16 protein-coding genes and 1 pseudogene are annotated in these 12814 nt (G+C 45.2%); 13 read left to right on the top strand and 4 right to left on the bottom strand.

Translation table 11 applies throughout. The features are described from left to right. Positions 1 to 116: 116 nt before the first annotated feature. Both MHH91_RS09125 and MHH91_RS09130 read left to right on the top strand, forming a co-directional pair. Positions 117 to 824 carry a poly-gamma-glutamate hydrolase family protein gene (locus MHH91_RS09125; RefSeq protein WP_013352345.1) on the top strand — a complete coding sequence of 236 codons (708 nt, stop codon included), beginning with the start codon at positions 117 to 119 and terminating at the stop codon, positions 822 to 824. Positions 825 to 883: 59 nt separating this feature from the next. Then, entirely contained in the window at positions 884 to 1336 is a 453-nt protein-coding gene (locus MHH91_RS09130; RefSeq protein WP_013352346.1) for an OsmC family protein, read from the top strand. Positions 1337 to 1349: 13 nt separating this feature from the next. Here the strand turns inward: MHH91_RS09130 and erbB are convergent, their stop codons facing one another. The 3 genes from erbB to MHH91_RS09145 all read right to left on the bottom strand — a co-directional run bounded on the left by erbB (position 1350) and on the right by MHH91_RS09145 (position 2470). Continuing rightward, a complete protein-coding gene (erbB, locus tag MHH91_RS09135; RefSeq protein ID WP_014470379.1) occupies positions 1350 to 1703 on the bottom strand; it encodes an SMR family multidrug efflux transporter EbrB in 354 nt (117 codons plus the stop codon). Between the two features lie 17 nt (positions 1704 to 1720). Continuing rightward, on the bottom strand, positions 1721 to 2035 hold the full coding sequence (gene erbA / locus MHH91_RS09140) for an SMR family multidrug efflux transporter EbrA (protein ID WP_013352348.1): 315 nt from the start codon (positions 2033 to 2035) through the stop codon (positions 1721 to 1723). A gap of 138 nt (positions 2036 to 2173) precedes the next feature. After that, on the bottom strand, positions 2174 to 2470 hold the full coding sequence (locus tag MHH91_RS09145; protein WP_013352349.1) for a hypothetical protein: 297 nt from the start codon (positions 2468 to 2470) through the stop codon (positions 2174 to 2176). 101 nt (positions 2471 to 2571) lie between these two features. Between MHH91_RS09145 and MHH91_RS09150 the strand changes: the two genes are divergently transcribed. From MHH91_RS09150 to MHH91_RS09190, 9 genes are all read left to right on the top strand, one after another. Beyond that, positions 2572 to 2976 (top strand): YmaF family protein, encoded by a 405-nt coding sequence (locus MHH91_RS09150; RefSeq protein ID WP_014471846.1) that lies wholly within the window; start codon positions 2572 to 2574, stop codon positions 2974 to 2976. Positions 2977 to 3074: 98 nt separating this feature from the next. Then, positions 3075 to 4019: a tRNA (adenosine(37)-N6)-dimethylallyltransferase MiaA gene (gene miaA, locus MHH91_RS09155; RefSeq protein ID WP_013352351.1), complete on the top strand. Its 945-nt coding sequence runs from the start codon at positions 3075 to 3077 to the stop codon at positions 4017 to 4019. A 39-nt stretch (positions 4020 to 4058) separates the two neighbouring features. Then, positions 4059 to 4280: an RNA chaperone Hfq gene (hfq, locus tag MHH91_RS09160; protein WP_003154064.1), complete on the top strand. Its 222-nt coding sequence runs from the start codon at positions 4059 to 4061 to the stop codon at positions 4278 to 4280. Positions 4281 to 4377: 97 nt separating this feature from the next. Then, on the top strand, positions 4378 to 4653 hold the full coding sequence (locus MHH91_RS09165; protein WP_013352352.1) for a YmzC family protein: 276 nt from the start codon (positions 4378 to 4380) through the stop codon (positions 4651 to 4653). An 82-nt stretch (positions 4654 to 4735) separates the two neighbouring features. Further along, positions 4736 to 4951: a hypothetical protein gene (locus tag MHH91_RS09170; protein WP_013352353.1), complete on the top strand. Its 216-nt coding sequence runs from the start codon at positions 4736 to 4738 to the stop codon at positions 4949 to 4951. 259 nt (positions 4952 to 5210) lie between these two features. Continuing rightward, positions 5211 to 5603, top strand: coding sequence for a class Ib ribonucleoside-diphosphate reductase assembly flavoprotein NrdI (nrdI, locus tag MHH91_RS09175; RefSeq protein ID WP_013352354.1), 393 nt, complete (start codon positions 5211 to 5213; stop codon positions 5601 to 5603). Next, complete coding sequence (gene nrdE / locus MHH91_RS09180; protein ID WP_013352355.1) at positions 5563 to 7665, top strand: class 1b ribonucleoside-diphosphate reductase subunit alpha; 2103 nt, start codon at positions 5563 to 5565, stop codon at positions 7663 to 7665. The genes nrdI and nrdE overlap by 41 nt, the downstream gene beginning before the upstream one ends. A gap of 17 nt (positions 7666 to 7682) precedes the next feature. Next, positions 7683 to 8672, top strand: coding sequence for a class 1b ribonucleoside-diphosphate reductase subunit beta (gene nrdF, locus MHH91_RS09185; protein WP_013352356.1), 990 nt, complete (start codon positions 7683 to 7685; stop codon positions 8670 to 8672). Between the two features lie 48 nt (positions 8673 to 8720). Beyond that, positions 8721 to 9341 carry a hypothetical protein gene (locus MHH91_RS09190; protein ID WP_013352357.1) on the top strand — a complete coding sequence of 207 codons (621 nt, stop codon included), beginning with the start codon at positions 8721 to 8723 and terminating at the stop codon, positions 9339 to 9341. Between the two features lie 48 nt (positions 9342 to 9389). Here MHH91_RS09190 and MHH91_RS09195 read toward each other — a convergent pair. Further along, positions 9390 to 10147, bottom strand: a pseudogene (locus tag MHH91_RS09195) (N-acetylmuramoyl-L-alanine amidase). Positions 10148 to 10452: 305 nt separating this feature from the next. Between MHH91_RS09195 and spoVK the strand changes: the two are divergent. Continuing rightward, positions 10453 to 11421, top strand: coding sequence for a stage V sporulation protein K (gene spoVK / locus MHH91_RS09200; protein WP_038462785.1), 969 nt, complete (start codon positions 10453 to 10455; stop codon positions 11419 to 11421). 129 nt (positions 11422 to 11550) lie between these two features. Then, positions 11551 to 12813 carry a GTPase HflX gene (gene hflX / locus MHH91_RS09205; RefSeq protein WP_014471848.1) on the top strand — a complete coding sequence of 421 codons (1263 nt, stop codon included), beginning with the start codon at positions 11551 to 11553 and terminating at the stop codon, positions 12811 to 12813. The last annotated feature ends 1 nt before the right edge of the window (position 12814 follow it).

Raw genomic sequence — 12814 nt, forward strand, 5'->3', positions numbered from 1 at the left:
AACCGGGAAGTTTTTCACTGATGATAATGTGAATAGAATGTTAAGATAAGACCTATTGACAAAAAACCATATAATGAACATTTCATTTTTCAGAAAGGAGAACAAAAGGAAAACTGATGAAGAGAATTTTACTTAATGTCATCATTATCGTAGCAATGGTCTTACTAATAAGATGTGTTCATTATGCGTCAGACCCTGATCCCTCGAATTCCTCTGATACATACACAGATTTTAAAGATCTGGCTGAACACGAAGACCCCGATGATTATCATATATCGTACAATAAGCAAGAGGGGAGCTCTGTATTGATTATGTCGCCGCACGGGGGCAGAATTGAGGGCGGGGTGAGCGAGATCGTCCGCTCTTTCAGAGATGATTTTTCAACCTACCTGTTTGAGGGATTAAAAACGCATGATAACCAGACCCTTCATATTACGAGCACCAAGTTCGATGAGCCTTTAGCAGTCAAAAGCATTAAACAGCACCGTTATGTTATCGCAGTTCACGGTTATAAAAGCGACGAGAAAAACACTCTTGTCGGAGGAAGTGACCGGAAGCGGGCGAAAAAATTGGTGAAAGCTCTTAAACGAAACGGATTTTCTGCAGAATTGGCAACCTCAAGAACCGGGCTGTCCGGAGTTGACATCGAAAATATCAATAACCAGACCCAAACCGGGCTGAGCATACAGCTTGAGATCAGCAGAGAACAACGGGAAGCGTTTTTTGATAATTTTGATTACCGCGAAAGAGAATTCACAAAAACGGAGGAATTTTACCGGTATGTCCGTACGATAAAAAGAGTGATCAATCAAGAGTATTCTTGAGCTTAAAATAAGACAAACCAGTGAAAGTTGAGTAAACTGAAAAAAAGGAGGATTGTCCCTTGGCAAAACACCATTTTTATTTAAAAGCAAATTGGCCCGGAAATCGGAACGGCGTCGGCGATATTAAAAGCGGCCGGCTGGAAACAGCTGTGTCCATTCCTAAGGAAATGGACGGACCGGGAGAAGGCACAAATCCTGATGAAATGCTGCTTGGAGCGGCCGCGACCTGTTATATTATAACGCTTGCGGCAATGATGGAAAGAAGCGGTCTGGATAAAGAAGATCTACATATGGAATCTGAAGGAATTGTAGACGTAACAAACGGTGTATTTACATATCAAAAAATCATTCACCGCCCGTTTATAGTATTAAAGCCGGGTGCAACTGAAACGGAGTTTACGCTGGCCAGAAAGCTGGCGCAAAAAGCGGAGTCCTCGTGTATGATTTCACGAGCGGTCCAGGGAAACGTGGAGATGGAGCTTGAAGTGGAAGTAAAAGCCGCCCGCGATTGATGAGTTCAAACGGTCAGCTCCGGGCCGTTTGATTTTTTTTAGCTTTTTGAGACTTGGAACGGTTCAGCAGGATAACGCCTGTGATGACCAAAACGAGACCGATCATCATTTTGACTGTCATGGCCTCCTTAAAAACGATAAAGCCGACAATCGCCGTTAAAGCCGTGCCGACACCTGACCATGTCGCGTATGCGGTGGATAAATCAAGGCTTTTCAAAGAGAAGCTCAAAAACATAAAAGAGGCTCCGATTCCGGCAATGACGCCGAGAGCGGGCCATAGGTGGGTAAAACCGTCCGACAGCTTCAGCATCGTGCTTCCGAACACTTCTGATACAATGGCTAATGCCAAGCAGAGTAATCCTTTCATTATCATGCCTCTCCTTTCTACCAATTCATCAAAATGACACCGGCCAATAAGAAAAAGAGCCCGATAACAGCCTGCTTGTCCAGTTTTTCATGAAACCACTTCGCTCCGATAATGGACGCAAGCACCGTTCCGGCCCCGCTCCATGTGGCATAGGATAAGCTGAGCGGAATGAGATTCAGTGTCAGTGAAAGCATATAAAAGGCCAATGAATAGCCAGCCACTACAAGTGCGCTCGGCACAAACCGCGTAAATCCGCGGGAGACCTTCAGCATGGCCGCACCCATTGACTCTGATAAAATAGCAATTGTGAGGAAGATATAACCCAGAATCATATCCAATCCCCCTCTCATCATCATCTTCATGCCTTTTGTTTAAGGCAGTAAAATAAAATAATATCCGAACTTTACCCGGCAAGTCAAGACATTCGGCCTATATAAAAAGGCCCCTGAAAGGAGCCCTTTTTGATTGTCTTAGTAGTAATACGGATAGTAAGGGTAGCCGTAACCCCCGTACAAATACGGATTTAATAAGGCGCTTCCGACCAGACCCCCGACAAGCCCTCCGGCAAACGGACCGCCGAAAAATCCAAACGGACGTCCGAATCCATAGCCAAACCAAGGGCGGCCAAACCAAGGGCGGCCAAACCAAGGCCGGCCAAAACCAAAACCCGGCCGTCCGAACCCGAATCCCGGCCGGCCAAAACCAAATCCAGGACGTCCAAACTGTCTCATATCACTATCTGCTGCGTATGCGTATTCTTCATTCATAATTTAGGTACCTCCAAGAATAAATTTGAGATGATAACAGAGTATTCAGCCCACCAATTTTTGATTGGGCGTTTATCAAAAAAATAAAGGAGTGAGCTTTTGTGGGCCTGTATCAGTCCGACTGGTCAAAAAAACCTCCGCATACACACGCATACCGGGCTGTAACGGATGTAGTGCAGGGGCATTACCATTTGATCGAAGGCTTTTCACAGCCGGAGAACGGCAGCAATACAGATGAGCATACACATTTTTATTCGGGCATCACCTCTTTTGAAAACGGCCATTTCCATAGGTATTACGGTATTTCCGGCCCTGCCATTCCGAGGGTTGACGGAACACATTATCATGAGCTTGCAGAGACCACCATTGCCGCTTACAATGAGCCGATTCAGATCCGCTACGGCGGGGTCGTTTACGATCCGCGGGAGCAAGACCGGAAAACACACCACCACAAGCTCAAAGGAAAAACGAGAGAGGTTGTCGGCAACGAGCCGCTCGGGTGGTAATTGACGTTTAGCGCTCAGAAAAAAGGGCAAAATGGATAGGTGCCTGGAGAAATGAATGCTATAATCAGGGGGAGATTTATAAAAGAGAGTGATACATATTGAAAAATACAAAACAGCCTGTCGTCATACTCGTCGGCCCGACGGCAGTCGGAAAAACAAAACTGAGCATCGGACTCGCAAAAATGCTGAATGCGGAAATCATCAGCGGAGATTCCATGCAGGTATATAAGGGGATGGATATCGGTACGGCCAAAGTCACCGAAGAAGAGACAGAAGGCGTGCCGCATCATCTGATTGATATTTTGGACCCGTCCGACACTTTTTCAACGGCGGATTATCAGAAAATGGTGAGGGAAAAAATCAGCGAGATTGCCGGCAGAGGAAAGCTCCCGATGATTGTCGGAGGGACTGGTCTGTACATTCAGTCTGTGCTGTATGATTATACGTTCACTGAACACTCCGGTGATCCTGTATTCCGGGAGCGCATGGAGAAACTGGCGACAGAAGAAGGGGCGGAAGCTCTTCATGCCAAGCTTGCGGCAGCCGATCCGGAAGCGGCGGCGGCCATTCATCAAAATAATACGCGAAGAGTCATCCGCGCGCTCGAAATTCTCCACATATCAGGAAAAACAATGTCAGAGCATCTTAAAACCCAAAAACGGGAGCTGCTTTACAATGCGGTACTCATCGGTCTTACAATGGACAGAGAAGTGCTGTACGGCCGGATTAACGATCGTGTTGACCTGATGATGGAAGCCGGCCTTCTTGCTGAAGTCAAGCGGCTGTATGATATGAATATCCGGGACAGCCAATCGATTCAGGCGATCGGCTATAAAGAGCTGTATGAATATCTGGATGGAAAAGTGCCGCTCCCTCAGGCTGTGGAACAATTAAAGCAAAATTCAAGACGTTATGCGAAACGCCAGCTGACCTGGTTTCGCAATAAAATGTCCGTCTCATGGACCGATATGACCCCGCCTGTGGATATCGAACAGAAAATAAAGGAAATTTTCGAGTGTATAGCAGGAAAACTGGAAATTTAATCGAAACAGTATTGTATTGAGAACCAAGGAGGACGAAACATGAAACCGATTAATATTCAAGATCAGTTTTTGAATCAAATCCGAAAAGACAATACGTTCGTCACGGTGTTTTTACTCAACGGCTTTCAGCTTCGCGGCCAGGTAAAAGGCTTTGATAACTTTACCGTCTTGCTCGAAACGGAGGGGAAGCAGCAGCTTATTTATAAACATGCCATCTCCACGTTCGCCCCGCAAAAAAACGTTCAGCTTGAGCTTGAATAGACTTTTTTGCCAAAGACCATGAAGCATGGTCTTTTTTTATGCGCGCCTGTATATTGCCGGCTGGAGATCGGAAACATAAAAGGGGGCTCGGAACACCATGTTTGAAAGTGAGAATGAACTGAGAAGAATCAGGATTACGCTCGTTTGGATCGCTGTTTTTTTGCTGTTTGGAGCATGCAGCAATCATGAGACGGTGGTGACGGATCATGACGGCGGCTCAACGGATACCGAACCGCAGACTGAAAGCACGGTGCAGCTGGAACATAACCATTTCGGCGTCGTTGAGGACGGTTACATGAAAATATACCGCTACGATGAAAAAACGAATAAAATCAAACTGAAAAAAGAAACGGCGCTGGATGAGCTTGAATAAATTTCACAAGCGTTCGAATTTACAAAGCAGGCCGCACAAGCTACACTAGGTACTGACATTGATCATGCAGAGGGTGAGACGATTGAAACACAAGGTGATAATCAACCATTGGGAAGAAACCTGTGAAGATGATTCCTGCTATGAATATGGAACCAGCATCATCGTTGACGGCAAAGAACTGATCAGAGAGGCTTCCATTACAAGCGCTCTGAAATCCGTACTGAAAGAAATCGGTGCTGATGTGGAAATAGAAGAAACCGTTGAAAGCGAAAAAAAATGTGATTCTTACAAAAAATAAGAATAAAAGTCTAGACTACTAAGCAGTTTTTTTTCATGTTATGATAGACATCGGCTTACACATGACACCTTGAGTAGGATGAGAGATGATTCTCGTTCTGCTCTCTTTTTTGGGCGTTAATCGGGGCAGAACCAAGGTCCGCTCTTTCAAAAATATGAACTTTTTATAAATCGATCTCAATATGTTGTGTTTTTCTGAGAGGTTAGTATACTATATATAGTGTTAAGAGATTCATTATTTTTGATAGGTCGTGATATGGATGGTTCAAATCATATTTGATTCAAAGACAGGGAATGTTCAGCGTTTTGTGAATAAAACAGACTTTCAGCTGATCCGCAAGGTGGACGAAATTGAAGATCTGGACACTCCGTTTGTACTGGTGACCTACACGACAAACTTCGGACAGGTGCCGGCATCAACGCAGGCATTTCTTGAAAAAAACGCCCATCTTCTGCAAGGAGTCGCAGCGAGCGGAAATAAAATCTGGGGTGAGAATTTTGCCAAAAGCGCCGACACGATCTCAAAGCAGTATCAGGTGCCGGTCCTTCTTAAATTTGAACTCAGCGGCACAGCGAAAGACGTTGAATTGTTTACTCAGGAGGTAGAAAAAGTTGTCACAAAACCAAGTGCCAAAATGGATTCAGTTAAATAACGAAATTATGATCCAACAAGATGGAAAATTCCAGTTTGATAAAGATAAAGAGGCTGTACATAGCTATTTTGTTGACTATATCAATCAAAACACGGTATTCTTTCACGATTTGAAAGAGAAGCTGGATTATCTGATTGAAAATCAATATTACGAAGAAGAGTTTTTGAGCCTCTATTCGTTTGAAGAGATAAAAGATGTTTTCAAGACAGCTTACGCGAAGAAATTTCGTTTTCCATCCTTCATGAGTGCTTTTAAATTTTATAACGATTATGCATTGAAAACGAATGATAAGAAAAAAATCCTTGAGCGTTACGAGGACAGAATTTCAATCGTGGCCCTGTTTTTTGCAAACGGCGACGCGGAAAAAGCGAAAGACTATGTGCGCTTAATGATTAACCAGGAATATCAGCCGAGCACGCCGACATTCTTAAATGCCGGACGCAAACGCCGCGGCGAGCTGGTCAGCTGTTTCCTTTTGGAAGTCAATGACTCGCTGAATGATATTTCAAGAGCGATCGACATCTCCATGCAGCTTTCGAAGCTCGGAGGAGGCGTGTCACTTAACCTGTCGAAGCTCCGTGCCAAAGGCGAAGCGATTAAAGATGTGGAAAATGCCACAAAAGGCGTCGTAGGCGTGATGAAACTTCTTGATAATGCGTTCCGCTATGCTGACCAAATGGGGCAAAGACAAGGCTCAGGCGCGGCATACCTGAACATTTTCCACCGGGATATTAATGATTTTCTTGATACGAAAAAAATCTCGGCTGATGAAGACGTCCGCGTTAAAACCCTTTCCATCGGCGTCGTGATTCCGGACAAGTTCGTCGAGCTTGCGAGAGAGGATAAAGCCGCTTATGTCTTTTATCCGCATACGATTTATAAAGAATACGGCCAGCATATGGACGAAATGGACATGACGGCGATGTATGAGGAGCTTGTCGACAATCCGCGCGTCAAAAAAGAAAAAGTGAATGCGCGCAAATTGCTTGAAAAGCTTGCCGTTCTCCGCTCTGAGTCAGGCTATCCGTACATTATGTTCCAGGACAACGTAAATAAAGAGCACGCGAATAACCACGTCTCAAAAGTGAAATTCTCAAACCTTTGCTCTGAAGTGCTTCAGGCGTCACAAGTTTCAGCTTACACAGATTATGACGAAGAAGATGAAATCGGCCTGGACATTTCCTGCAACCTGGGTTCTTTAAATATTTTGAATGTCATGAAACATAAATCGATTGAGCGCACGGTGAAACTTGCGACGGATTCCCTGACTCATGTGTCCGAGACGACGGATATCCGCAACGCGCCGGCAGTCAGACGCGCGAACAAAGCGATGAAATCGATCGGTTTAGGCGCGATGAACCTGCACGGCTACCTTGCCCAAAACGGCATCGCTTATGAAAGCCCGGAAGCAAGAGACTTCGCGAATACGTTCTTTATGATGGTAAACTTTTATTCCATCCAGCGTTCAGCTGAGCTTGCGAAAGAAAAAGGCGAAACGTTTGAGCATTATGAAGGCTCCACTTATGCAACGGGAGAATATTTCAATAAATACATCGAGAAAGAGTTCTCGCCGGCATACGAAAAAATTGCTGCGCTCTTTGAAGGCATGCACATTCCGACAATCGAAGACTGGAAAGAGCTGAAGGCGTTTGTCGCTGAAAACGGCATGTACCACAGCTACAGACTGTGTATCGCGCCGACAGGCTCCATTTCCTACGTCCAATCCAGCACGGCATCCGTTATGCCGATTATGGAACGGATCGAAGAAAGAACATACGGAAACTCAAAAACGTATTACCCGATGCCGGGGTTAGCGTCTAATAACTGGTTCTTCTACAAAGAAGCTTATGATATGGACATGTTCAAAGTGGTGGATATGATCGCGACAATCCAGCAGCATATCGATCAGGGAATCAGCTTCACCCTGTTTTTGAAAGATACGATGACAACTCGTGATCTGAACCGTATTGATCTGTATGCCCACCATAGAGGCATCAAAACCATTTACTATGCAAGAACGAAAGATACCGGGCAGGACAGCTGTCTTTCTTGTGTTGTTTGATTAAAGGAGAGTTTACAGTGACAAAAATTTATGACGCAGCAAACTGGTCAAAGCATGAAGATGATTTCACCCAAATGTTTTACAACCAAAACGTAAAGCAGTTTTGGCTTCCGGAAGAGATCGCATTAAACGGCGATCTTCTCACTTGGAAGTATTTGGGTAAAAATGAACAGGATACGTACATGAAGGTTCTCGCCGGCCTGACACTGCTTGATACAGAGCAGGGGAACACGGGCATGCCGATTGTGGCCGAGCACGTAGAAGGCCATCAGCGAAAAGCGGTTCTTAATTTCATGGCGATGATGGAAAACGCGGTGCACGCAAAATCATATTCAAATATTTTTATGACGCTTGCTCCGACTGAAACGATCAACGAAGTGTTTGAATGGGTGAAGCAGAATAAATACCTGCAGAAAAAAGCCCACACCGTCGTCGGACTGTACCGCGCCATAAAAAAAGATGATGAGATTTCGCTGTTTAAAGCGATGGTCGCTTCCGTTTACTTAGAAAGCTTCCTTTTCTACAGCGGTTTCTATTATCCGTTATATTTCTACGGACAGGGCAAACTGATGCAAAGCGGTGAAATCATCAACCTGATTCTTCGTGATGAAGCGATCCACGGTGTCTATGTCGGACTGCTTGCTCAAGAAATATACAATAAACAAACAGAAGCGAAAAAAGCGGAACTCCGCGAATTTGCGATTGAGCTTTTAGAAGAGCTTTATCATAATGAGCTTGAGTATACCGAGGATCTGTACGACCAAGTCGGGCTGTCTCATGACGTAAAGAAATTTATCCGCTATAACGCCAATAAAGCGTTGATGAACTTAGGATTCGATCCTTACTTTGAAGAAGAGGATATTAATCCGATCGTATTAAACGGATTAAACACCAAAACGAAATCACATGATTTCTTCTCCATGAAAGGGAACGGCTACAAAAAAGCGACGGTAGAACCGATTAAAGACGAAGATTTTTATTTCGGCCAAGATGAAGAGCAGATATAATATCTGCTCTTTTGGCTTGAATGGAGAGGTAAGACAGGAGGAACGGACATGAATAAAATGGATGAAATCATCTTGGCTGCACCGCGAAGCGACGTCTTTCAAAATGAAACGCTGGCATTTCAGGGAGTCAACAGCGAAGATGAATGTATCGTAAAGATCATGGCTCAAATTGAGGAGCATTTTTTTGACATCAGAAGAGGCGACGCGGAAGAGGACCCGCGTTTTAAACAGCCGATTCCATATGTCGTCATCCGCCGTGATGATGAGGTGTTTGTGTATGAACGGCTCGCGGGCGGCGGGGAATCGCGCCTCCATAATAAGCTTTCCCTCGGTTTCGGCGGACACATGAATCCTATGGAAGGGGCGGCTTCTTTTTCAGAGGTGCTGAAAGAGAATACCGACCGGGAGCTGGCGGAAGAACTGTACATTCGTGAGGAGGACAAACAAAACATTGTCACACTCGGTTTAATCAACGATGATGAAAACAATGTAGGGAAGGTACATATCGGCATCCTTTCTGCGCTCCAATTAGCGTCTGGAGCGCAAGTCGAAGTGAAAGAAAAAGATCAGATCGCCGGCCGCTGGATGAAAGTGAGCGAATTAAAAGAACAAGACGTGTATCAGCGTCTTGAAACTTGGTCACAGTTTGTCGCCGATATTCTTCAATAACAGAAAAACCCCTGTTCCTCCTAAAAAAGGGAGAACAGGGGTTTTTCGTTAGTTTAGTGTAATGACGGTATCAAATCCCGCTTTTTTTGCCCGCTCTGCTAACGATTCAGCATTATCTCTGGAAGAGAATGCGCCAATCTGCACTTTAAATAAGCCGCCTGTTGAAAGCACTATTGCATCAAAACCTTTAGACACCGCATTGGCGGCAAGCGCATCAGCATTTGCTTTCACTTTGAAAGCGCCGATTTGCACTTTATATAAGTCAGCCTTTTTTTTAGACTGAAAGCTTGCTCCAAGCCCTTGGCATGTCCTCTTGCAAGGCTTTCAATAAAACTGGATGTTTTCAGGTTGTTTGCGTCAGCTGTCGTATCAATAAAACCATTCTCCGTCAAAATCGCCGGCATATTTGACTCCCGCAGCACATGGAAGTTGTCTGTTTTTTTTCCGCGGTCATGAAAACCTGATGCGTGGATCACTTGTGTGTGGACGGCTGATTGGTAAGTCGAGGTCGGCGCTCCGACTCCCGGGTAAATATAGCTTTCAAATCCGGTTCCGCCTCCTGAGTTAATATGAATGGATAAAAAATAATCTGCGCCCCAGCTGTTGGCGGCATCTGTTCTTTCCGTCAGGCTGACCGTCTTATCGCTTGTCCTGCTCATCATGACAGAAACCCCTACATACTCATCCGTCAGAATTGTGCGCAAAGCCAGCGCGATCTCCAGAGTGACCGCTTTTTCCTGGAGGCCGTTCCCGGTTGCACCTGAATCAGTTCCGCCATGACCAGGGTCTATAAAAATTTTAACCATTCTCCATCACCTCATTACAGCATATGATGAGATTCAAAAGGTGCTTGTACGGCTGTCATTCATGAGAAAAATAAGAAATCCGCCTAACATTTCCCGGAAAATAAAAATAAATGGTTTGTCCCCCCGTTTCAGCTGAATACAATAAGAAATGAAAAATATTTCTCGGGAAAGCGCAGGATTCAGCATCATTCCCGAAGAGAACGGAAAATGTGACAGATATAGGAGAAAACGGGCCTCATGATGTAGGCGGATGTCACAGAACGTCTTCATCATGAATAAGATAAAGAGAGAACAGAGAGGTGAGCATGTTGGAGCGCGCTGTAACCTATAAAAATAACGGACAAATTAACATCATTCTTAATGGCCAAAAGCAAGTGCTGACAAATGCGGAAGCTGAGGCGGAATACCAGGCCGCCCTGCAAAAAAATGAAGCCAAGCACAGCATCCTGAAAGAAATTGAAAAAGAAATGAACACATTAGTGGGAATGGAAGAGATGAAACGCAACATTAAAGAAATTTACGCATGGATCTTCGTCAATCAAAAACGGGCCGAACAAGGGCTGAAAGTCGGGAAACAAGCTCTTCATATGATGTTCAAAGGGAATCCCGGCACCGGGAAAACAACCGTCGCGAGACTGATCGGCAAGCTTTTCTTCGAAATGAACGTTCTTTCAAAAGGACATCTGATCGAAGCAGAACGTGCTGATCTGGTCGGTGAATACATCGGACACACGGCGCAAAAAACGAGAGATCTGATTAAAAAGTCGCTCGGCGGCATTTTATTCATTGATGAGGCGTACTCACTTGCAAGGGGCGGAGAAAAGGATTTCGGTAAAGAGGCGATCGATACGCTTGTCAAGCATATGGAAGACAAACAACATGAATTTATCCTGATTCTGGCAGGATACTCGAGAGAAATGACACATTTCCTTTCATTAAACCCCGGCCTGCAATCGCGTTTTCCTATCAGCATTGATTTTCCGGATTACTCTGTCACTCAGCTGATGGACATTGCCAAGCGCATGATAGCAGAACGGGAGTATCAATTAAGTCAGGAAGCCGAATGGAAGTTAAAAGATTACTTAATGACAGTAAAAAGCACGACAAGCCCCATTAAATTCAGCAACGGTCGCTTTGTCAGAAATGTGATTGAAAAATCAATCCGCGCTCAGGCCATGAGGCTTTTAATGGGAGACCAATACTTAAAAAACGATCTGATGACGATCAAGAGCCAGGATTTATTTATAAAAGATGAGACGGCAGCTCATGAATAATCCTCTCAGCCGGTCTGAGAGGCCTCTTTTTTATTTCTCTCTTTAAAACCCGCCGGATGTGTGGTATACGCCCTGCGGGTTTGGTATGATAGTACTACTGCCCAATACGACACAGAAAGGAACATCCATTTGAACGAACAGGAAGAAAAAAAAGAAACGGTCATTCTGGTCGGCTGCCAGCTTCCGCACGTGACCGACGAGCACTTTGACCATTCGATGGACGAGCTTGCTTCATTGACAAAAACGGCTGACGGAACGGTGCTGACCCGGATTACGCAAAAACGGAACAGAGCGGATGCCGCTACATATATAGGCAAGGGGAAAGTAGACGAGCTGAAGGCGCTGTGTGAAGAGCTTGAAGCGGATCTGGTCATTTTTAATGATGAACTGTCACCGAGTCAGCTTAAATCACTCGCCACGGCAATTGAAGCGAAAATCATCGACCGCACGCAGCTTATTTTGGATATTTTCGCAAAAAGGGCGAAGACGAGGGAAGGAAAGCTTCAGATCGAATTAGCCCAGCTACAATACGCACTGCCGCATCTGAGCGGACAAGGAATCAATCTCTCCAGACAAGGCGGCGGAATCGGGACGAGAGGGCCCGGTGAGACAAAGCTTGAAACAGACCGGCGCCACATTAGAAACCGCATACACGAAATTAACGTACAGCTGTCAACGGTTATCCGCCACAGAAGCCGTTACCGGGAGAGACGCAAGAAAAATGGCGTGCTTCAGGCGGCGCTTGTCGGGTATACCAATGCCGGGAAATCAACGTGGTTTAATAAATTAACAAGCTCAGACAGCTATGAAGAAGATCTGCTGTTTGCAACACTTGATCCGATGACGAGAAAGATGGCGCTCCCGAGCGGCTACAGCGTCCTGCTGTCTGATACGGTCGGCTTTATTCAAGATCTCCCGACCACGCTGATTGCCGCTTTCCGTTCAACGCTTGAGGAAGTGAAGGAAGCGGACTTGATCATTCATGTCATTGATTCTTCCAATGAAGATTATGCCGGGCATGAACAGACTGTTCTCGGCCTGTTAAAAGAGCTTGAGGCAGATGATATTCCGGTGTTGACCGCTTATAACAAACGGGATGAAACATTTCCTGACTTCATTCCGACAGCAGGGGAAGGCCACATTATGATCAGCGCTAGAATCGCCGGGGATGAAGCGAAACTAAAAGCGGAAATCGAAGCTTATTTACGCCGGGAGCTGATGACGGCGTATGAAGTTCATGTGCCTGCGGCTGAAGGCAAATTGATGTCACGCATCAAATCAGAGACTATGATCGACGGCCTTTATTTTAATGAAGAAAATGAGCGATACGAAGTCTCGGGGTACGTACAAGAAGAACAAAGCATACTTGGAGAACTGAAGAAATTCATGTAAG

The sequence above is a fragment of the Bacillus sp. FSL K6-2819 genome, assembly GCF_038008305.1.
Classification (GTDB): domain Bacteria; phylum Bacillota; class Bacilli; order Bacillales; family Bacillaceae; genus Bacillus; species Bacillus amyloliquefaciens.

Coding starts and splice junctions, on each gene's coding strand:
- MHH91_RS09145 (WP_013352349.1), bottom strand. CDS start 2,470: ATGAATGAAGAATACGCATACGCAGCAGATAGTGATATGAGACAGTTT.
- MHH91_RS09190 (WP_013352357.1), top strand. CDS start 8,721: ATGAATAAAATGGATGAAATCATCTTGGCTGCACCGCGAAGCGACGTC.
- MHH91_RS09125 (WP_013352345.1), top strand. CDS start 117: ATGAAGAGAATTTTACTTAATGTCATCATTATCGTAGCAATGGTCTTA.
- hfq (WP_003154064.1), top strand. CDS start 4,059: ATGAAACCGATTAATATTCAAGATCAGTTTTTGAATCAAATCCGAAAA.
- erbA (WP_013352348.1), bottom strand. CDS start 2,035: ATGATTCTGGGTTATATCTTCCTCACAATTGCTATTTTATCAGAGTCA.
- nrdI (WP_013352354.1), top strand. CDS start 5,211: ATGGTTCAAATCATATTTGATTCAAAGACAGGGAATGTTCAGCGTTTT.
- MHH91_RS09165 (WP_013352352.1), top strand. CDS start 4,378: ATGTTTGAAAGTGAGAATGAACTGAGAAGAATCAGGATTACGCTCGTT.
- spoVK (WP_038462785.1), top strand. CDS start 10,453: ATGTTGGAGCGCGCTGTAACCTATAAAAATAACGGACAAATTAACATC.
- erbB (WP_014470379.1), bottom strand. CDS start 1,703: ATGAAAGGATTACTCTGCTTGGCATTAGCCATTGTATCAGAAGTGTTC.